Source organism: Arachnia propionica, assembly GCF_003859805.1.
In the GTDB taxonomy this organism is placed as follows: domain Bacteria; phylum Actinomycetota; class Actinomycetes; order Propionibacteriales; family Propionibacteriaceae; genus Arachnia; species Arachnia propionica_C.
In genome coordinates, this window is sequence record NZ_RQZG01000002.1 from 1 (window position 1) to 19,536 (window position 19,536).

Here is a 19,536-nt window from a genome sequence, read left to right on the forward strand (position 1 = left end):
AAGGTGAGCACGATCCCGGCGGCGAACAGGCCTCGTCCGGCTGCTCGGCCCCAGCCGGAGGTGCCGATCTTGGTGGTGACCGTGCTCTGGACACCGACACCGAGTTTCCCCTTGAAGAAAGTCTTGACCTCTGAGGAGAAGACATGGGGTCGGCCGTACTGGCCTGGTTTGGGGCCGAGGATCGTCTCGAAGAAACCAGTGCGGATCTTCGTTCCGATGTCCCCGGGTGCGGCTGGTGGGGGTGAGCCCCAGGCCTTGTCCCAGTGCCGAGCACCGGTCTTCCACTGCACCCGATATGGCAGAAACCTCAAGCGGTGCTCTCCGATGCGGAGATAAACTCTCCTGACGGCACGGTGGATGCGGACCTTGCGGCTCTCGGCCACCGTGGTGGCCGTGGTGAGTGCGCTGTCCCGCGCGATGTCGTCCAGGACGGAGGTGTCCCCGGGAAGGCCCGCGTTGCTGATCGCGCTGAGCTGGGCGTGACACTCCTCGATGGCTGCCTTGTACTCCTTGACGAGAGCATCGATGCGCCCCTGGAGCGCATCCCCTTCCCGAACCTTGTCGAGGTGGTCCTCGGCGTCTGGGTCGAGCTGTTTCGCGTTGAAGGTGGCGGCGTCCTCGAGCAGGGCCTGCCTACGGTTCTTCAGGGCGTGGACGGCCTCAGCGAAGGCATCGATGGCCAAAGCGATGCTCGCGCATCCAGCAGCGACCTGATCCCCATCGGCCTGGGCGGAGTCCAAGGAGGAGTAGAGCAGATGCTGGTGAGGGGATTCGTAACAGGCGGTGAGCCCCTGCCAAATCGAATGCGCGTTGTCGATCTCCTCGGCGAAGCTGGTCCCACGCTCAACCAGGGTGAGGGCGGCATCCTGCAAGGATGCGGGGTCAGGCCAGTTCATCAGACCATCGGTGTTGACACTCATGCTGGTTTCCCATCGGTGATGCGGACCTCATCGACTGCGTGGGCGTCCTTGGCGGTCTGGTCGGCCATCTCGTAGTGTCCGGCCTGGATTGCGGCCACCGATGCCCGACCACCGGCAGCAGCATTGGTGATCTGTTGCTCGGCAGAGGTCATACCCTCAGTCAGGATGCGGTTGTAGAGCCCATTGAGTTTCGAGGCGAGGATGCTGCTCTCCCCGGTGAACAGCGCGCCCAGGGCGTCGATGTCCCCGGAGAGAGCCTTGTGGGTCTGGGCGGCCTGCTCCGCCTCGGTCTCCACCTTGGTGAAGATCTCGTAGCAGGCGTCTGCTTTCACACGATGAAAAGTCACAGTTGTTCCTCCTGCGCTGAGACAATGCCTTGGATGAGAACGGCCCACAGTGGGTCGAGCGGGTCCTGCTCCAGGATCAGCTGGTCGCGTTTGGCGGGCGGTGGGGCGGCGAAGGCCAGAGCGTCCCCACGCGAAGCAGTATGGAACCAGGTGACGGAGCGGTCCACGGCAAGGCAGTCCAGGGCCCAAGCGCTCCAGCGCTGAGCGCAGAACTCGGCTTCATCCGGGGACCCTGTGGATGGCACGATGCCGTCTTCCACCTTCACCTGCACCTGCCTCATGGCTAGGGACAGGTTCACCTCCAGCGGCCACGAGGGACGATGGCCAACCCAGGACAACATGACCCGGAAGAAGTCATAGGTCGTGGTCCATCCCAGCAGATACTTGCCCGACAGTCCGGGGTGAGGGCTGAGGAAGACGGTGGTGGAATCAGTCATCCAGAACCGGAAATCCGTGTTCGCCGGGGCCGTGGTGTGCAGAACCCAGGGCAGTCCTTGGTAGAAGTGGCTGCCGTACCAGAAACCGTCCCCGACGAGGTTCCCCTTCCGGTCCACCAGGCCAGCCTCGGCCAGTTCGTCGCGCGCCTCGCCCTTGACCTTCGGGAACAGGCCACGGGAGGCCCCCTTCACGATGGTGGCCGCCGTCGCGGAGCTGACCGTCAACGGCTCAGCCGGGAGCACCAACTCCGGCAGCGCCACCACCGACAGATCCTCACGAGGCGCACCAGCACGGCTCGAGGCCCACACGTCCAGCGTCGGTTCGGGAACATCTGACGTGGTCGGTGGTTTGGCGCGCTCCTCGGGAGGCAGCAGCCGCAGGGTCTCCAAAATGTTGTGGTTCTCATCCCAGGGCCGGAAGTCGAACAACGGTACCGACAGGGTCAATTCGGCCACCACACCATCGGCCACGACGAGGTCCTGGATGCTCAGCACCGAGATGGTGTTGCCATGGACCTCCTCAGGCCTGGCCGGGGACAACATACAGACCCGGCGATGCTCGGCCCCGTGCTGCTGCAACGCCTCGATCTGCAACACCAGCGTGCCCGGAATTCCGTTCTGCAGACCCCGTAGATTCGCCTGACTGATCGCAGCCAGCGCATCGGGACGCTCCTCCACCTGCGACTCCCGCAACACCACGTTCGGCGTGAACCCCGTCAGCGCAGCCGGAGCCGTGCCGATCACACATCCAGGCTCCCTGGCCACGGACCAGCCGTCGGGTACCTCGCAACAAAAGGTTGAACCAGCCAGGAGCATCGTCGCGTCCTTCCGAGCAAATCCGGGGGATGCCGCGATGCTACCAGAGGGAAACCTGCTGTGCAGAGGTCAGCGACGCTGGGCCGAGGCCGTCTGGTACAGGCAGATCGCGGCCGCCGAGGAGAGGTTGAGGCTCTCCGCCCCACCCCACATCGGGATGGCGACCACCTGGTCGGCCAGGGCCGCGTCAGCCTCGGGCAGGCCCCAGGCCTCGTTGCCCATCAGCCAGGCGGAGGGCCGGGCCAGCCTGCCCGAGGCGGCCAGCAGATCCAAGGGCTCGCCGTCGCCGTCGGCCGCCAGCACCTGCATGCCCATGGCGTGGACCCGGGCCACGGCCTCGGCCAGTTCCACCCCGGTCAGGATCGGCAGGTGGAACAGCGACCCGACGGAGGCACGCACGGTCTTCGGGTTCCACACCTCCACCGAGCCGGAGGTGAGGATCACCCCGTCGGCCCCGAACGCATCGGCGCAACGGATGACGGTTCCCGCATTGCCGGGGTCCCGGACCTGGGCGCAGATCACCAGCAGGCGGGCATCCGTGAGGTCCTCCCAGCCGAATCGGGGCTGGCGACACACCGCGACCACACCCTGCGGGGTGACGGTGTCCGACAGCTGCCGCATCACGGCCTGTGACCCCACCCACACGGGCACGTCCACACCCGCCAGCAGGTCGTGGTGCCGCTCGGGATCGGCCACGACGACGGCCGTGACCAGACTCTCGGTGGCCAACGCCTCACGCACCGCCTGTCGCCCCTCGACGAGGAACTCCCCCGCCAGGTCACGACCACGACGCTGGGTCAGACGACGAAAAGAACGCAGCACGGAGCTCGGGAGCTCGCGTGCTGCGTTGCCGGATTCGGTCACGCTCAGGCCGCTGCCGGGGCCTGGTTGTCGCGGGCGACGGCGACCAGGGCGGCGAAGGCGTTGCTGTCCGTGACGGCCAGATCGGCCAGGATCTTGCGGTCCACCTCGACGCCGGCGTTCTTCAGACCGTTGATGAGGCGGTTGTAGGTCATGCCCTCCGCACGGGCGGCGGCGTTGATGCGCTGGATCCACAGGGCGCGGAAGTCACCCTTCCTGGCGCGACGGTCACGATAGGCGTAGGTGGCAGAGTGGAGCATCTGCTCCTTGGCCTTGCGGTACAGGCGCGAGCGCTGCCCGCGGTACCCCGAGGCGAGCTCGAGGACCTCGCGACGCTTCTTCTTCGCATTCACAGAACGCTTGACGCGTGCCATGTTGACTCCTTAGATGACGGCCGGAACGGCCAGGGGAACGAGGGGATGGGTGGGCTCAGCGACCGGGGTGCCCGGCCAGCAGGGCCTTGGCCTGCTTCACATCGGCTGCGGCCAGTTCGGTGTTGCCCTTGAGGCTGCGCAGACGCTTGGAGGACTTGTGGGCGTTGAGGTGGCCCAGGTTGGCCTGGCGGTGCATGAGCTTGCCCGATCCGGTGACCTTGAAACGCTTCTTGGCGCCGGAATGCGACTTCATCTTCGGCATTGTCTGCTCACTTTCTGTATCTCAGCTCGACCCGGGTCACAGGTCGATGTCGGGGTCCATGTTGTCGGCGGGGCCGCGCTTCTTCTTCGACGGCTGTGCTGCGGCCCTGAGCCGGGCCTCCTCAGCCTTCTCCGCCTCGGCGTTGGCCTTCCGCTGCTCCATGCGACGGTCCCGTTCCTCGGCCTGTTCGGCCTTGGCCTCGGTCTTCTTCTTCGTGGGGCCGAGCACCATGAGCATGTTCCGGCCGTCCTGCTTGGGAGCGGACTCGACGAAACCGAACTCGGCCACGTCGTTGGCGAGCCGCTTGAGCAGCTCGATTCCCAGTTCCGGCCGCGACTGCTCACGGCCGCGGAACATGATGGTGATCTTCACCTTGTCGCCGCCCTTGAGGAAGCGCACGACGTGCCCCTTCTTCGTCTCGTAGTCGTGGTTGTCGATCTTGAGACGGAGCTTCATCTCCTTGGTGATGGTGTTCGACTGGTTCTTGCGGGCGTCACGTGCCTTCTGCGCCGCCTCGTACTTGAACTTGCCGTAGTCCATCAGCTTGCAAACCGGGGGACGCGCCTGCGGAGCCACCTCGACGAGGTCGAGATCACTCTCCACCGCGAGGCGGAGTGCGTCCTCCAGACGCACGATGCCGACCTGCTCCCCCTTGGGGCCGACGAGTCGGACTTCGGGTACTCGAATGCGTTCGTTGATCCGCGGTTCAGTGCTGATGGGTTCCTCCAAGGTCGAAGTGCTGGTGCTGACACGGAAGAAGGCCTTCGCGCATGCGCGAAGGCCTGACGACGCACCTGAGGTGCGTTCCGACCCGACCGCCCCGGCGGCCCAGGTGGGAGGTCAGGCCTCCACTTCCATGAGCGAACGCTTCCGCGTCGCTGTCAACACCTGCACACCTTACCGGTTCAACCGGGAACGACCAAACAGCCGCCGCCTGAAGGCAGCCGAGCACGCGCCAGGACCGGCAAACCCGACTGGGTGACAGCAGGTCTCGACACGGCGCCCCTTCGTGCCATTCCGGGCCCCGGTTCGACACTTCTCCGCCGGGCGAGCCATCGGCGTCGGGTGACCGCGGCGGGTTCGCCTGCCTTGTCTCGGGTTCGCCTGTGTTGGGTGTGGCTCGCCTGCCTCAACGGCGGCTCACCTGTCCAACTGGGCAGGCGAAGTGAAACAAGGCAGGCGTTTCCAACCCAAGACAGGTGAATCAGCGCGCAGCGGAGGCCGCCGGGAGGGAGTGACCGAAGAATGGAGTGGTCACGAATCGCCGCTTTGTTTCGGTGAGATCGCGTTTGAAACGTTCCAAGCAAAGCAGAACGGCGATTCGTGACCGAGGTGAGCCGCGAAGGGCCGGGCGACGGAGGCACGGGACGGCAGGGGTACGAGCGGTTTCCGGCAGCCCGCACCCGAGCGACACTGAGTCCGAGTCCAACACGACATCGGGTCGCGTCGATACTCTGCGGTGCCTGCCGGAAACCTGTCCGCGTGGCCCTGTTACCCGATGACCTCGACGACGTTGCCCTCGGGGTCCCTCATCTCGGTGGGCTCGATGATCCACACCACCCCGGCCGGGGCTTGGTGGCGTCCCCGCTTCGGTTCGAGGATGGCCACGACCTGCTCCAGGTCGGCTGGGGTGAGCCGGAGGAAGTTCTCCTCCTCACCCAGCTCCCACGAGGTGGAATCGGCCGGTTCGAAGGTGAGGCCGTCCTCGTTGCCGATGAGCATGAAGTCCCGCCCGAACGGCAGCCTGCCCTGAAGGTAGCCGGGCACCTCCCCCGCGATCCGGGCGCCGATGGTGATCTCCAGTCTGCCCTCGACCTCGGCCACCCCGACGCGCTCGACGAAGGTCCGGGCCATCTGCGAGCCGTCGCGCAGCTTGCCCTCCTCGATGAGCCGGGCCACCTCCGGGTCGTCGCGCAGCGGGCCCTGGTCCAGATGGGTGATGAACTTCGGGAACCGGGCACCGTACAACTCGTAGAGCGATTCGGCACTCCAGGCCTTGACATCGGACAGATCCGTCCCGGTCAGTCCGAAGATCTGGGTGAAGCGGACCTTCCCACTCGGGGTCTCGATCTCCCCGAGATCAGGGTCCGCCACGAAACCGAGGGCGGTGAGCTCGGTGTCCTCCTCGAGCGCGATCCTCCCACCCGCGTCCATGTGATGGTTGGCCCCGAAGCGGTTCCCGGTGGCGAAGACGTAACGGCCCAGGTTCTGCATCATGTCGATCGGCCAGGTGGGAGGCTCAGTGGCCGTCATCACCTGCGGGTCGGCGAGCCTGAAGGTGAGCTCGAAGCCGTGACCGGAGTCCCCGTACCCATCCGGTCCGTCCTGCTCCCCGAACAGGTCACTCAGCCCGTAGGAGACGTAGTGCCAGTGCGGTTCCGGCTGTGCCACCCGGTACACCGAGACCCCCTCGAGCCCGGGGTCCTGGAAGAAGGAGAACGGCATGGTGCCGTAGTGGAAGGGCTCACCCTGGTCAGGGTAGAGGCCGAGGCAGGCAGCGTCGATGGCCTCCCAGCCAGGGGCCGAGCCCTCGTCGTCGTACTTCTTGGTCACGTCGTCGTGGTGCTTCGTCATGCTCGCGATCCTATCCGCCGACCAGTGGTCATTCCGCCCTGGCAAGGTTGGTCACCAGTCCCAGCAGCACCAGCCCCAAGGCCGGAAAGAGCACCGTCCACGGCGCCTGCTCCATGTGGCTGACGGCGTCGGAGAGCATCTTGCCCCACTCCGGGGAGTCGTGTCCGGCCCCCAGACCGAGGAAGCTCAGCCCGGTCAATGCCAGCGCCAGGTGCGGCAACCTGACCAGGGCGTGCCCCAGCACCGGTCGGAAGACACTGGGCAGGATGTGCCGACGGGTGATCCACCACCTGGTGGCCCCCGACGTGATCGCCGCCTGGTGGAACCCGGCCGCCCTCGCCTCGGCCGCCAGTGTCCTGGCATGGACCGCCAGCGGAATCCACCCGACGATGCAGATCGCCAGCCAGGCGCTGAACATCCCGGGCCCGAGTGCCGCCGCCAGCACCACCCCGAGGAAGACCGACGGGATGGCGTTGAGGATGTCGGTGATCCCGGCCGATCCCTCCCGGGAGGCCAACCCCACGAGCAGCCCGATCACCAGGCAGATGAGGGTGAGCGCCACTGCGGAGCCGATGGTCAACCACGCCCCTTCCCCGACACGGGCCCAGACGTCACGACCGACGTGGTCCGCCCCCAAGGGGTGGGCCCAGGAAGGGCCCTGGTGACGGGACAGGGGGTCGATGGCGCTGCTGCGGAACCAGCCACCGACGATGAGGACCACGAGCAGCGCCACGCACGACCACCATCCCCAGCCGCGCCGCACGGTACCGACGTGACGCACCAACGCCGTGCCCTGTCCGGCACCGAGGGCTGGAGCCATGAGCCAGTGGTGGAGCAGGTTGCCGAGGGCACCGACCACGACCCCCAGCAGCACCAGCACCGCCATCGCTCCCTGCACGACGGGGACGTCCTGGGCCAGTGCGGCGTTGAGAGCGGTACGGCCGAGCCCCGGGATGGCGAAGGTGTCCTCCACCACCACCGAGGCCCCGACGATCCCGGCGAGCAGCAGGAACACCTGGGGCAGCACCACGGCGAGCGCCCGCCTGGCCACCTCGGCGGAGATCCGGGCGGGCCGGGCCCCGTTCGCCCGCCAGGTGCGGACCCAGTCCTCATCCGCGACGGCGGTCACCGCGGTCATGAGAACACGGAGCAGCACCCCGACCGAGGCGACCGAGATCGCGGCCACCGGCAGCACGGCGTGCTGACCGGTCTGCCAACCGGTCGCGGGGAACCAACGCAGCCTCACCGCGAAGATGAAGGCCAGGAGCACCGCGAGCACGAACTCGGGGAGGGCGGCGAGCACCGAGGAGACCACCCGCAGCACTCGCGACGTGCCCCCCTTCCCACGCCCGACGGACAGGATCATCGGTCCCACACACACAAAGCCCAGGGCCAGGGTCGTCGCTGCCGCCATCCCGGAGAGGTTGAGCGAGACCAGCAGCGAGGAGCCGACCTTCTCGGCAACCGGGGTGCCACTGACCCAGGACACCCCGAAGTCTCCCCGAAAGGCCTTCACGATCCACTGCCAGGTGCCCAGCAAGGGGTTCTCCGGCAGGTCCAGGCTCTGCCGGATGGCCTCCAGTGCGGCCGGGTCCGCGTCGCGCTCCACCTGTCGGGCACGCAGCACGGTTCGCGCGGGGTCGCTGCCCGTCAGCCAGGGCAGTGACCCCGCGAACAGGGCAGCCACCAGGAACGCCCCGATGAGCACGGGGAGGGAACGCAGACTCGACCTGGTCACGGCTCAGCTCACCTGCTGATGGTGGTCTGCTCGGTGATCATCTTCCACTCCAGCGGGTCCTGGGCCAGCCCGGAGAGCTCGTTGACCCGTCCGATCCGGACCTGCTCGTGGACCACCGGGATGTAGGCCCCTGAGCCCAGGACGAGTGCCTCGGCCTCCACCGCGGCAGCGCGCCGCTCGGCGACATCGGACTTGCCGGTGGCCGCGGAGACCACCTCGTCCACGGCCGGATCACAGAGGAAGGAGAGGTTGTAGCCGCCCTCACAGGTGAAGTCCAGCTGGACGAGACTCAACGGATCATTGGCCTTGGACATGTACATCCTCGACAGCAACACCATGTCGTACTGCCCGGCCATGATCTCCGGCTCCAACACGGTGTACTCCTTGACCACCGGCGTCTCGACGACGAAGCCCGCGCTGCGAAGCTGATCCGCGATGACGGTGACGGCCTCCGAGAGCTCCGGACGATCCGAGTAGGTCGCGATGGTGATGGCGGTCCCGGCCGGGTCCTTCGCCTCCGCATAGGTCGGGGCGACACGATCCCTGGTCCACTCGACGTCACCGCGGAAGATGCCCTTGGCCGGATCTGCGTGACCCTCGAAGATCGTCCTCGCGATGACGTCGCCCTGGATGGCCTTGGCCGCCGCCACCCGAAGGCCGGAATCGGCGAAGGCTCCGCTGCGGGTGTTGAGGTAGAGCCCGCTGGTGCGTGGGATGGGACGGGACTCCACGGTGAAGCCGTCCATGTTGGGCAGCTGCGCCACGGGCACGTTCTGGAAGACGTCGAGCTCCCCTGCCCGCATCGCATTCACCCGGGCATCGGCCTTCGAGATGAACTGCACGTCGAGCCCGGCCGCCTTGGGGGTGCCACCCCAGTAGCCGGTGTTGGCCTCGAGAGTGGCATGGGTGCTGCCGTTCAGCGTCGTCAGTTCGAACGGCCCCGTTCCGGCATCGATGGGATCGGGCTGGTTCGGGTTCTTCTCGTAGGCCTTGGGGGCCAGGATCACCATGTCCGGATTCGCGAACCGCATGATGAGGATCGGATCGGCCTCAGCGGCCTTCACCGTGACGACGTCCTCACCCTCCGCGGTGATCGTCAGGTCCCGCCCGGAGACGGTGCTGGGTGCCGGGTCGGCCTCGAGAGCGGCGTTGAGACTGGCTGCGACCGCCGTCGCGGTGACGGGGGTGTCGTCGTGGAACGTCACCCCGGGACGAAGCGTGAACCTCGCGGTCATCTCGTCCACCATCTCGAACTTCTCCGCCAGGGCGGGTTGCGGAGCCCCGTCGGCGTCGATGGAGATGAGAGACTCGGAGACCCCGAGCCTCATGAGGCTGGATGCGTCGTCGGTGTACGGGGACAGCTCGGCGACAGGAGCGAAGTTGAGTGCCACCCGCAGCCGGGGGCCACCGGCCTCACCGGCGGCTCCTGCCGAGGTGGAGTTCCCGGAGTTCTGGTTGCCCGTCACCACACATCCGGTGGTGAGGGTGAGGACTGCTGTTCCAGCAGCCACGAGCCCGAGGATTCGATTCATCGGTTTCCTTTCCTGGAAGAGGGGTCGAGGTGCCGTCGACTGAAGGCGACGGCACCCACGGCTGAGAGGGCGGGAGGTACCGCCAGGAGGAGCCATGGCAGGAAGGCCAGGCCGGAGGTGGTGGCGGCCCGGGGCAGGACCACCCCGATCGCGGTGCTGCCCAACAGGACGGCCACACCGCCGACGGAGGCGAGCATCCCGAGGTGGGAGCCAAGGCGTCTCCCACCTGCCAGCTCCGCGACGACGGTGCGTGCGGCCGGCAGCACCAGGATCTGTCCCAGGTGCAGCCCGAGGACGAACCACACCGCTGACAGGTAGGCCAACCAGCCGGGCAGGACCGGCAGCACGGCCAGCACGGCCACCCCCAGGAAACCGGCCGCCATGAGTGCGTACCCCCAGCCGAGGACCTTCGCCACGCTCCACCGGGCGACGAAGCGGGTCACCGGCAGCTGACCACCGATGACCAGCACAGCGGCCAGTCCGAACAGCCAGGTGATGTTGGCACTGGGAGCACCGATCCGGTGGAGTTCGACGGGAAGTGCGAGGTAGAGCTGGTTGTAGCTGAGCAGATAGGTGCAGTGGATCAGCGCGAAGAGCAGGAAGAGCCGGTTGCCCAGCACGTCGCCCATGGACTCCCGGATCCCGCTGGAGGCACCGGCTCGGGAGCCCGCGGGCAACCAGATCAGGTGCGCGAGCAGGATGCACCCGAAGATGCCGGCTGCGACGAGGCAGGTCGTGGCGAACGGGATCACCAGCAACACCCCGCCCAGCAACGGCCCCACGATGGTCCCGAGTTTGGAGGCCATCACCTCGAGGCCGATGACCTCGACGCGACGTGGCCCTCCTTCCTGCTCCAGGTCTCCCGCCCAGGCGGTGATCGCAGATTCCACGGCGGGCGAGAACAAGGCGGCGGCGAACCCGATGAGCACCACACCGAGCATGATCGACCACACGTCACGGGCCATCCCGGTGACGACGAAACCGAGGATCCGGATGGACACCCCGAGGAGGATCGTGCGCCTGATGCCGAACCGGTCGGCCAGCGCGCCACCGAGGAAGAACAGCCCCTGCTGGGAGAAGGTTCGCAGCCCCAGCACCAGCCCGACGATCCAGCCGGCCAGTGCCAGGTCGTCGCTGAGATGGGCAGCGATGAACGGCACCACCAGGTAGAAGCCGACATTGAAGGCGAACTGACTGACCACCAGGAGCTGCAGCGCGGTCGGCAACCGCCACAACAACCCGAGTGAGTCGCTGCGCCCCACCTGCCTCAGCACGGTCACGCTCCGGGTTGGACCGGGACGGAGGCCACCAGTTGGCGGGTCTCGGTGGCCGTCGGCGCCTCGAAGACCGCGGGCACCGGTCCCGAGTCCACCACCTTGCCCCGGCTCATCACCAGTACCGAGTCGCAGAGGTAGCACACGGCCCCGAGATCGTGCGAGATGAAGATGAGGGAGACGTCCTCGGCCTCGCAGATCTCCCGCAGGGTGGTCATGACCTGGAGCCGCACGAGGGCGTCGAGGGCGCTGACGGCCTCATCGGCGACGATGACTGCGGGCGACGGAGCCAGCGCACGGGCGATGGCGACACGTTGCCGCTGGCCCCCGGAGAGCTCACCGGGGTAGCGCTCCGCCAGGCCCGGGTCGAGTCCCACCGCCTCGAGGCAGGCCTGGACCCTGGTCGCGTGGTCTGCGTCGATGCCCAGGCACTGCAGGGGCTCACGAACGCAGTCGCGGATCCGCAGGTGCGGGTTGAGCGAGCTGGACGGGTCCTGCGGCACGAACTGCACCTGGCGCCTGAACCAGGCGAGGTCGGCACCGGCCCTGACCTCACGCCCGTCGAGGGTGACACCCCCGGCGTCGGGTTTCTCCAGCCCCAGCAGCAGACGCATCAGGGTCGACTTGCCCGAGCCTGACTCCCCCACGATCCCGAGGCGTTGCCCGGCCCGAAGGTCGAGATCGACACCATCGACGGCCTGGACCCCGGGAATTCGACGCAGGGAGGCCCACAGCCCGGCGGGTCGGTAGGCACGGCTCAGGCCACGGGCCTGGAGGCGGATCGTCATGCGGACTCCCGGTGGATCAGGTTGAGCGACTCACAGGTGTCCGGGAGCGCGGTGGAGGAACTGGCCAGCAGCAGTTCCTCGACGTATTCGTGGGGTGGTGAGGCGATGAGCTCGGCGGTGGGACCGTCGGCCACCTTCACCCCGGCACGCAGCACGACCAGGCGGTTGCACAGCAGGGCGGCGACGGCGATGTCATGGGTGATGAACAGCAGCGCCGAGTCCTCGGGCAGATCGGCGAACAGGCGGAGCACCCCGGCCTGGACGGTGACGTCGAGGGCGGAGGTGGGCTCGTCCGCGATGAGCAGAGCGGGATTCGCCGCCAGCGCCATCGCGATGCCGACCCGTTGCCGTTGTCCTCCGGACAGGGCGCCCGGGTACCGGTGGCCGAGGTTCTCGGGGTTCGGCAGCTGAACCTGTCGGAGCAGCTCGATCGCCCTGTTGCGGGCCTGCGTGGCACGTACCCCCTTGGCCCGTAGTGGTTCTGCCACCTGGTCGACGATGGTCACGAGCGGGTTGAGGGCGGTTCTGGGGTCCTGTGCGACGAGCCCCACCGCGTCACCGCGCAGAGCCCGCAGCTGCTTCTCCGGCATTCCGATGATCTCGGTGCCCCGGAGCGTGACCGAGCCGGTGACCGCGGCACCGAGCGGCAGGAGACCGAGCAGCGCGGATGCGGTCATCGACTTGCCGGAACCGGACTCACCGATCAACCCGACACGTTCGCCGGGGTGGATGGTGAGGTCGAGGGCCTCGAGGGCGGTCACGTCACCGAATCGGACCGTGAGCCTGCTCACCTGGGCCACTGGGCTGGTCACTGTTCTCCTTGCATGCCGCGTGGTGGGCGCTGGACGGATGTCGGGCGGCATCGGGGCAGTTGCCCCGAGACGAATGACAGACAACCTAAGTGAGCCTAATTGAGAATGCAAGTCCACATCGTCATCATGAGGTATCCACCTCTGCCGCCCAGCTGTGGAATGCTTGGTCCATGGGAACCGCGCTGTTCATCACGATCGCCGTCATGACCGTCATCGTCGCCATCACCGCAGGGCTGTTCGCCCGTGGCCGCAGTCTTCGGGTGCTGGTCGCCGGTCTGGGACTGGCGCTGATCCCGCTCGCCCTCCAGCTGACCGGGCTGTCCATCCTCCTGGTCAACGGCATCGGCAGTCTCGTCGCCTGGGCGCAGCGCACCGGTTGGAACGACACGATGACCTGGGGAGCGGGGCTCGGGGCGACCGGGGTGCTGCTGCTGGTGGTCAGTGGATTCATCCCGAAGCGGGAGCGCGCGGCGGCCCCGAAGGAGCCACGCGCCAAGGCCGCCCAGGCAGGACCTCGCAGACCGGCCGTCGGTGCCTCGTCCTCGACGACGCCCGATACCGGGACCCCGACGGGCACGCCCCAGGCCCCGCAGCCGGCCAGGAAGGCCGCCCCGGTGGACGAGGACATCGACGAGATCGAGGCGATCCTCAAGAAGCGTGGGATCGTCTGAGCCCACTCACAGCCGGACCGCGTTGAGCTCGGTGAGGAGAATCCCCCGGGCCCCGGCCTCGAAGAGCTGGTCCATCAGCATGTGGGCGCCCTTCTTCGGCACCAGCACCCGGACCGCCAACCACCCGGGCTGTGCCAGGCGGGAGACCGTCGGCCCGTTGACCCCGGACGCCAGGGCCGTCGTCGCAGGCAGGTCCTCCTCCGCGACGTTGTAGTCCATCATCAGGTAGTTGTGTGCCACCAGCACCGATTCCAGCCGGGTGCGCAACGACGCCAGCCCCTCCGGCTCGTCGGCACCGGAACGACGGATCAGGACGGCCTCGGAGTGGCAGATCGGATCACCGAACATCTCCAGTCCCGCCCGTTTCAAGGTGGTGCCGGTGTCCACGACATCCGCGACCACGTCGGCCACCCCCAGGCGGATGGCGGACTCGACGGCCCCGTCGAGCTTGACCAGTTTCGCCGTGATGCCCTGGCCGGCGAGCCACTCCCCCAGCAGACCGGGGTAGGAGGTGGCGATCCGTCTGCCCTCCAGATCCGCGACACTGCAGGAACTGCCCGCGGGAGCGGCGAACCGGAACCTGCTGCCCCCGAAACCGAGCTTCATGACCTCCTCGGCATCGGCCCCGGAGTCCAGCAGCATGTCGATGCCGGTGATGCCGACGTCGAGGTGCCCCTCACCGACGTAGACCGCGATGTCCCGGGGTCGCAGGTAGTAGAACTCGACGTTGTGGACCTCGTCGATCAGCGTGAGGTCCTTCGGGTCGGTGCGCTGCCGGTACCCTGCGGCGCGCAGCATCCGTGCGGCGGCCTCGGCCAGTGCCCCCTTGTTGGGCACGGCGATCCTGAGCATGTCCGTGGTCATGGTGGGCCTCACAGGTGGCGGTAGACGTCGTCGAGATCCAGGCCGAGGGAGATCATCATCACCTGGAGGTGGTAGAGCAACTGGCTGATCTCCAGCGCCGCGTCCTCCTTCGACTCGTGCTCGGCCGCCATCCAGACCTCGGCCGCCTCCTCGACGATCTTCTTGCCGATGGCGTGGACCCCGGCATCGAGACGGGCGACGGTCGAGGAGCCCTCCGGACGGGTGCGGGCGGTCTTGGTGAGCTGCTCGAAGAGCTCGTCAAAGGTCTTCACGGCGCTCAGACTAGTGTCTGCAGCCGGATGCCGAGCAACGCGTCCACGGCCTCGGCCAGATGCTCGATGCCCTCGGGATCGTCACCCTCCACGGCGAGACTCGCCGCCGCCCAGGTGTCGACGGCAGCGAGCGCCCGCGGCGCGTCGAGGTCGTCACGCAGGGCGCTGCGCACCTCCGCGATGGTCTCGTGTACCGGCAGGCCGGTGCCGTTGTTGAGCACGGAGCGCCACAGTGCGAGACGCTGCTCGGCCCGTTCCAGCTCGGCGGGTGTCCACTCCCAGTCGGAGCGGTAGTGATGGGCCAGCAGCGCCAACCGGATGGCCATCGGATCGGCCCCCTTGTTGCGCAACCGACTCACCAGCTCCAGGTTGCCCTTCGACTTCGACATCTTCTCGCCGTCGAGGGCGACCATCCCGGAGTGGACGTACGCGGTGGCCATCGGCCGGCCCGAGGCGACGACCGCCTCGGCGGCGCACATCTCGTGGTGGGGGAAGACCAGGTCGCTGCCCCCACCCTGGACGTCGAAGGCAGGTCCCAACCGGTCCAGGGCGATGGCGGTGCACTCGATGTGCCAACCGGGACGCCCCGGGCCGAGCGGTGAGGTCCAGCTCGGTTCCTCAGGGCGGGCGAAACGCCACAGCAGACAGTCCAGCGGGTGGCGTTTGCCGGGACGCCCCGGGTCACCCCCACGCTCGGCGAACAGCTCGATCATCTGCTGCTCGTCGAGCCCGGAGACCGACCCGAAGCCGGGAGCCGCAGCGGTCTGGAAGTACCAGTCGGGATGCTCCGGGTCGTCGACCTGGTAGACCAGGCCGCTCGGCAGGAGTTTCTCGATCAGGGTGGCGACATCCGGGATGGACTCGACCGCACCGACGTAGTGGGTGGGTGGGATCACCCTCAGGTGCACCATGTCGGAGCGGAAGAGCTCGGTCTGGTCCTCGGCCAGCTCCTCCCAGTCCTGGCCGGTCTCACGGGCCCGTTCCAGCAGTGGGTCGTCGACATCGGTGACGTTCTGGGTGTAGTTGACCTCCAGCCCCAGGTCCCGCCACACCCGGTTGACCAGGTCGAAGGTGACATAGGTGTTGGCGTGCCCCAGGTGGGTGGCGTCGTAGGGGGTGATGCCGCAGACGTAGATCCGGGCCTCACCACGGGCGGGCCCCACCTCGACCAGCCTCTGGGAGGCGGTGTCGAACAGGCGGAGCCTGTCAGGGATGCCGCTGGATGCAGGCAGACGGGGAACATCGACTGGGGCCCACGAATACATGGGAACCACGCTACTGCCTTCCCGCCTCAGGGCTGCAACTCGACCGGGCAGGGTCCGTCAGAACAGCGGTGCCCGGTAGCCGTTGGCCCGGGGGCAGATGTGACCTGCGGCGTGGACGGGCTGGGCGCAGAACGGGCAGGGTGGGTCCACCGTCGCGATGACGTGGGCCACCCGGGCGGAGAACTCCCGCGCCATGCGGGGATAGAGCCAGATCTGGATGATGGTGTCGAGCTCCGTGGCATCGCAGTCGGAACTTCCCGCGAACAGCTCCAGCTGGATGGCTCCGCGTGCGGTGTCGAGGGCCCAGCCGACGGCCCGCACGCTGAACAGCACCACCAGGGGTTCCTCGAGGGGACGCAGATCCGGCCGGGTGTCCTGCTGCGGGGCACCGAGCCACCCGAGCAGCACCGCCTCCTCCAGCAGGGAGTCGATCCGCCGCGCCACCGAGATGACGGCGTCGCGCCCGATCTCGACGGCGGCCAGCTGCTCCCGCTGCCTGACCTGCAGCACGAAGGTCCGGTGTCCCACCTCCCCCAGGGCACCGACACTGACCCGGTCGGGGTGCGGAAACTCCAGAAGCATGACCCCAAGCCTACGAGGTGACCAACTGCATCAGCTCGGAGTAGTCGGTGACCACGTCGTAGGTCACCCCGTGCTTCTCGCTCAGTGAGGCGAAGAACCTGCGGGCACACTCGATCTTGGCCTCCTCGACCCCTTTGAGCTGGAGGGTGGACAGCGACCCCTTGGTCTCCGCGACGAAGTAGATGTGCTTGACGGTGCCCTCGGTGAAGGCGATGGCCCAGTCCGGGTTGTAGTCCCCCACCGGGGTGGGGATGAAGAAGCCACGGGGCAGCTTGGCGTAGACCGCCACCTCTGAGCTGGTGTCCAGTTCCGTGACGAAGTTCCGCTCCACCGTCGAGTCGGTGACCACGTAGTCGTAGATGTGCTTGCGCAGCTTCTCCCCGGCCTTGGTGAAATCCTGGGCGCTCTGGTTCTCGGTGAAGATCGCCGAGTCGAAGCGGTCCTCAAGGGTGTCGTAGGTCAGGTGCTCGACGATCACCGTCGCCTTCTGCTCGTTGATGAGCCGGGACGCCTCGGTGATGAACTGCTCGGGATTCTGCCGGAACTTCGCGAACACCCCCGGCATGATCCCGCTGAGAATGGCGGCGACGGTGCGTCGTAGCAGCTGGGTCTTGGCGCTGATCTCCCCCAGCAGGTCGTACTTGACCTGGGAACCTGCACTGACCGTCTCGGTGTGGGTTCGGCTGCTCCGCACGGTGAAGCCAGCACCTTTCTCGAGGTCCTCGACCTCCATCTGGTCCTGCTGTTCCCCGGTCTGGACGACGTACTGCAGGGCCGCGACGTGGAGGTGCTGGTTCAGGTGATGGATGGCCTTGCGGATCAGTTCGTCGGAGTCGAATTCCACCTGGTAGACGGCCTTGTGGTTGATCCTGGCCCACAGCTCCTGGAACTCCTTGCGGGCGAAGTTCGCCTCGTTGAGCGGGATCTTCTTCGGCCTGCGGTCATCGGCGAGCTCCGGCAGGTCGAGGTGGAGGGCATCGATGAGCGGCCACACGAAGTCGATGATGGGCTTCAGCACCTCGGAGGTCGGCGCCGCCAGTGTCCCTGCCTCCTTGGCCTGGAGGTAGGTCTCTGCGATGGTGTCGTCCTCGTTGAGGTAGTCGTTCTTCACCAGGTACTTGTAGAGCGCGGCGGCCTGGGCATGGTCGATGACGTGTTCCCCGGAGTGGGTGTGAATGGTCTTGCCCTCGAAGAAGTGGGCACTGGCCTTCCGTGGCCTGGCCGTGAGCGAGGCCCTGATCTCCTGCTGCAGGCCTGCGACGAAGTCGGTGTAGGACTCGTCGGTGACGACGGTGAGCTGGTTGATCTCGTGCACGGTGACAGGGTTGTCCATCCGCTCCCCGTGTTGATCGACGGCCAGCCGCAGTCCTCGCCCGATCTCCTGGCGACGCGAGATGGTGTTGTCGCTCTTCTTCAGCATCCCCATGACGAAGACGTTGGGGTTGTCCCAGCCCTCCCGGAGCGCGGAGTGGGAGAAGATGAACCTGACCGGCTCATCGAGGGAGAGCAGGCGTTCCTTGTCCTTCAGGATCAGGTCGTAAGCGTCTGTGTCCGCGGACTGCCCCTTGTCCTCGCCACGCCCGGAGACCTTGCCGTCGATCTGGCGTTTGTTCTTGTCGATGGAGAAGTACCCCTGGTGGACCTGGGAGATGTCGTCACGCTGCAGGTAGGCCCGGTACTGCGCCGCCTGTCCCTCGTAGGGCAGCTCATCAAGCACCTCGTCGCGAATGGCGGCGTACTCGTGCTCGAACATCCGTGCGTAGTCACCCAAGGTGTCCTCGCGGTCGTAGTCACGGTACTTGACCACCTCGTCGATGAAGAACAGGGAGAGCACCTTGATGCCCTGGCCGTACAGTTCGCGCTCCTTCGACAGGTGGGATCGGATCACCTCACGAACCTGGATGCGCCGCTTGGTGTCCTCGGTGACGTCACGGTCGGCCAGTTGGCCTGCGCTGATGACCTCCCCGTTGCTGAGCTCGACAATGTCCCGGGTGGCGTCGATGTCGGTGACGAGCAGCCCCCGGTAGGCCTCCAGCCCACCGGAGAGATCGTGGAGGTTCGTACCGTGGTCGAGCCATCTGGTCTGTCGTTTGATGCCGGCCTTGGTCTGGACCTCGATCTCCACCCTGGCGCGCGGCTTGGCCCCCTTCCTGACCTCGATCGCATCGAGGTAGAGGTAGGCGTTGGACCCGGCCAGGCCCTTGACGGAGATACCCCGCACCGCGATCTTCTTCACCAGCCTCTGGTTGTAGGCGTCCACCGCGTCCAGCCGGTGCACCTTGACGTGCTCCTGCTTGTGCGTGGCCGAGTAGCGCAGCGCCATGAGGGCGTTGAACCGCGCCAAGGACTTCAGGGACTTCTCCGCCCCGATCTTCTGCGGCTCATCGATGATGACGATGGGGCGATTGGCACTGATGACGTCGATGGGGCGACGCGACTGGAAGTCGTCGAGCTCGTCGTAGATGCGGCGCTGATCCTTGCCGGTGGCGTTGAAGGCCTGGATGTTGATGATCATCACCTGCACCCCGGCGTCGGAACTGAAGCGCTCCAGCTCGTGCAGCTGGGAGGAGTGGTAGATGAAGGAGCGGGGCTTGGTGCCGTAGAGCTGCTGGAAGTGCTCAGCGGTCACGTCGAAGGTCTTCTTCACTCCCTCCCGAATGGCGATCGACGGCACCACGACGATGTACTTGGACCACCCATAGCGCTTGTGGAGCTCCATGATGGTCTTGATGTAGACGTAGGTTTTGCCGGTGCCGGTCTCCATCTCGACGTCCAGGTTCGGGGCGTCCGGGGCCGCCGGGCTGCGGATCAGCTTGGTGGACAACGGCAGGTTCCGGGAGCGCTGCACCGCGTGGATGTTCTCCAGCAGCTGGGCGTCTGAGAGGGCGATCTCAGCGTTGCGCAGTCCCGCGTCCGTGTCCAGCAGCGAGTCCTGCGCACCTGCTACCCGTCCGGGGTCGATCCGATACGAGATGCCATCATGCTTCGGTTGTCCTGCGAAGACGTCCACGACCGCGTCGACGGCCTCGCTCTGGTACTGCTGGACCTTGAACTGGAGCTTCATCACACCTCTTTCTTTCTGCACCGCCCCCTCCTCCAAGAAAGCCTGAATCACGCTGACAAGGAGTTTTCCTCATCGAAGGGGCC

Annotated in this window: 19 protein-coding genes; 1 reads left to right on the plus strand and 18 read right to left on the minus strand. The window is 66.9% G+C overall.

Annotated elements, in window-relative coordinates; all coding sequences use genetic code 11:
- The 13 genes from EII34_RS02640 to EII34_RS02700 all read right to left on the minus strand — a co-directional run.
- The coding region (locus EII34_RS02640; protein WP_221620176.1) for a hypothetical protein at positions 1-920 on the minus strand (920 nt) is incomplete at its 3' end.
- Positions 917-1,267 carry a hypothetical protein gene (locus EII34_RS02645; protein WP_185711142.1) on the minus strand — a complete coding sequence of 117 codons (351 nt, stop codon included), beginning with the start codon at positions 1,265-1,267 and terminating at the stop codon, positions 917-919. The genes EII34_RS02645 and EII34_RS02640, both read right to left, overlap by 4 nt.
- Positions 1,264-2,448, minus strand: coding sequence for a hypothetical protein (locus EII34_RS02650; protein WP_124842660.1), 1,185 nt, complete (start codon positions 2,446-2,448; stop codon positions 1,264-1,266). Before EII34_RS02650 ends, EII34_RS02645 begins: the two co-directional genes overlap by 4 nt.
- A 141-nt stretch (positions 2,449-2,589) precedes the next feature.
- Positions 2,590-3,384, minus strand: a complete 795-nt coding sequence (locus tag EII34_RS02655) for a TrmH family RNA methyltransferase (protein WP_395858068.1) — start codon at positions 3,382-3,384, stop codon at positions 2,590-2,592.
- A 2-nt stretch (positions 3,385-3,386) separates the two neighbouring features.
- Positions 3,387-3,755, minus strand: coding sequence for a 50S ribosomal protein L20 (gene rplT, locus EII34_RS02660; RefSeq protein ID WP_124842662.1), 369 nt, complete (start codon positions 3,753-3,755; stop codon positions 3,387-3,389).
- 55 nt (positions 3,756-3,810) lie between these two features.
- On the minus strand, positions 3,811-4,017 hold the full coding sequence (gene rpmI / locus EII34_RS02665) for a 50S ribosomal protein L35 (protein ID WP_124842664.1): 207 nt from the start codon (positions 4,015-4,017) through the stop codon (positions 3,811-3,813).
- 36 nt (positions 4,018-4,053) lie between these two features.
- Complete coding sequence (gene infC / locus EII34_RS02670; protein ID WP_124842666.1) at positions 4,054-4,746, minus strand: translation initiation factor IF-3; 693 nt, start codon at positions 4,744-4,746, stop codon at positions 4,054-4,056.
- 762 nt (positions 4,747-5,508) lie between these two features.
- The gene (locus EII34_RS02675; RefSeq protein WP_124842668.1) at positions 5,509-6,591 is read right to left on the minus strand and encodes a suppressor of fused domain protein; all 1,083 of its coding nucleotides are present in this window, start codon (positions 6,589-6,591) and stop codon (positions 5,509-5,511) included.
- A gap of 28 nt (positions 6,592-6,619) precedes the next feature.
- Positions 6,620-8,329, minus strand: coding sequence for an ABC transporter permease subunit (locus tag EII34_RS02680; RefSeq protein WP_124842670.1), 1,710 nt, complete (start codon positions 8,327-8,329; stop codon positions 6,620-6,622).
- Between the two features lie 8 nt (positions 8,330-8,337).
- Positions 8,338-9,861 carry an ABC transporter substrate-binding protein gene (locus tag EII34_RS02685; RefSeq protein WP_185711143.1) on the minus strand — a complete coding sequence of 508 codons (1,524 nt, stop codon included), beginning with the start codon at positions 9,859-9,861 and terminating at the stop codon, positions 8,338-8,340.
- The gene (locus EII34_RS02690) at positions 9,858-11,141 is read right to left on the minus strand and encodes an MFS transporter (RefSeq protein WP_221620177.1); all 1,284 of its coding nucleotides are present in this window, start codon (positions 11,139-11,141) and stop codon (positions 9,858-9,860) included. The genes EII34_RS02685 and EII34_RS02690 overlap by 4 nt, the downstream gene beginning before the upstream one ends.
- A complete protein-coding gene (locus tag EII34_RS02695) occupies positions 11,138-11,923 on the minus strand; it encodes an ABC transporter ATP-binding protein (RefSeq protein WP_124842674.1) in 786 nt (261 codons plus the stop codon). Before EII34_RS02695 ends, EII34_RS02690 begins: the two co-directional genes overlap by 4 nt.
- On the minus strand, positions 11,920-12,735 hold the full coding sequence (locus EII34_RS02700) for an ABC transporter ATP-binding protein (RefSeq protein ID WP_221620178.1): 816 nt from the start codon (positions 12,733-12,735) through the stop codon (positions 11,920-11,922). Before EII34_RS02700 ends, EII34_RS02695 begins: the two co-directional genes overlap by 4 nt.
- 170 nt (positions 12,736-12,905) lie before the next feature.
- Here EII34_RS02700 and EII34_RS15870 point away from each other — a divergent pair, with 170 nt between their 5' ends.
- Positions 12,906-13,406 (plus strand): hypothetical protein, encoded by a 501-nt coding sequence (locus tag EII34_RS15870; RefSeq protein WP_185711144.1) that lies wholly within the window; start codon positions 12,906-12,908, stop codon positions 13,404-13,406.
- A gap of 6 nt (positions 13,407-13,412) precedes the next feature.
- Here EII34_RS15870 and hisG read toward each other — a convergent pair whose 3' ends face one another.
- Genes hisG through EII34_RS02730 form a run of 5 tightly spaced genes read right to left on the minus strand, consistent with a single transcriptional unit; the run spans position 13,413 to position 19,474 of the window.
- Positions 13,413-14,270, minus strand: a complete 858-nt coding sequence (gene hisG, locus EII34_RS02710) for an ATP phosphoribosyltransferase (protein ID WP_260425031.1) — start codon at positions 14,268-14,270, stop codon at positions 13,413-13,415.
- An 8-nt stretch (positions 14,271-14,278) separates the two neighbouring features.
- A complete protein-coding gene (locus tag EII34_RS02715) occupies positions 14,279-14,542 on the minus strand; it encodes a phosphoribosyl-ATP diphosphatase (protein ID WP_124842678.1) in 264 nt (87 codons plus the stop codon).
- A gap of 5 nt (positions 14,543-14,547) precedes the next feature.
- Positions 14,548-15,807 (minus strand): cysteine--1-D-myo-inosityl 2-amino-2-deoxy-alpha-D-glucopyranoside ligase, encoded by a 1,260-nt coding sequence (gene mshC / locus EII34_RS02720; protein WP_124842680.1) that lies wholly within the window; start codon positions 15,805-15,807, stop codon positions 14,548-14,550.
- A gap of 57 nt (positions 15,808-15,864) precedes the next feature.
- Positions 15,865-16,389, minus strand: coding sequence for a DUF3090 family protein (locus EII34_RS02725; protein WP_124842682.1), 525 nt, complete (start codon positions 16,387-16,389; stop codon positions 15,865-15,867).
- A 10-nt stretch (positions 16,390-16,399) separates the two neighbouring features.
- Positions 16,400-19,474 carry a type III restriction-modification system endonuclease gene (locus EII34_RS02730; protein WP_260425032.1) on the minus strand — a complete coding sequence of 1,025 codons (3,075 nt, stop codon included), beginning with the start codon at positions 19,472-19,474 and terminating at the stop codon, positions 16,400-16,402.
- Positions 19,475-19,536: the final 62 nt, after the last annotated feature.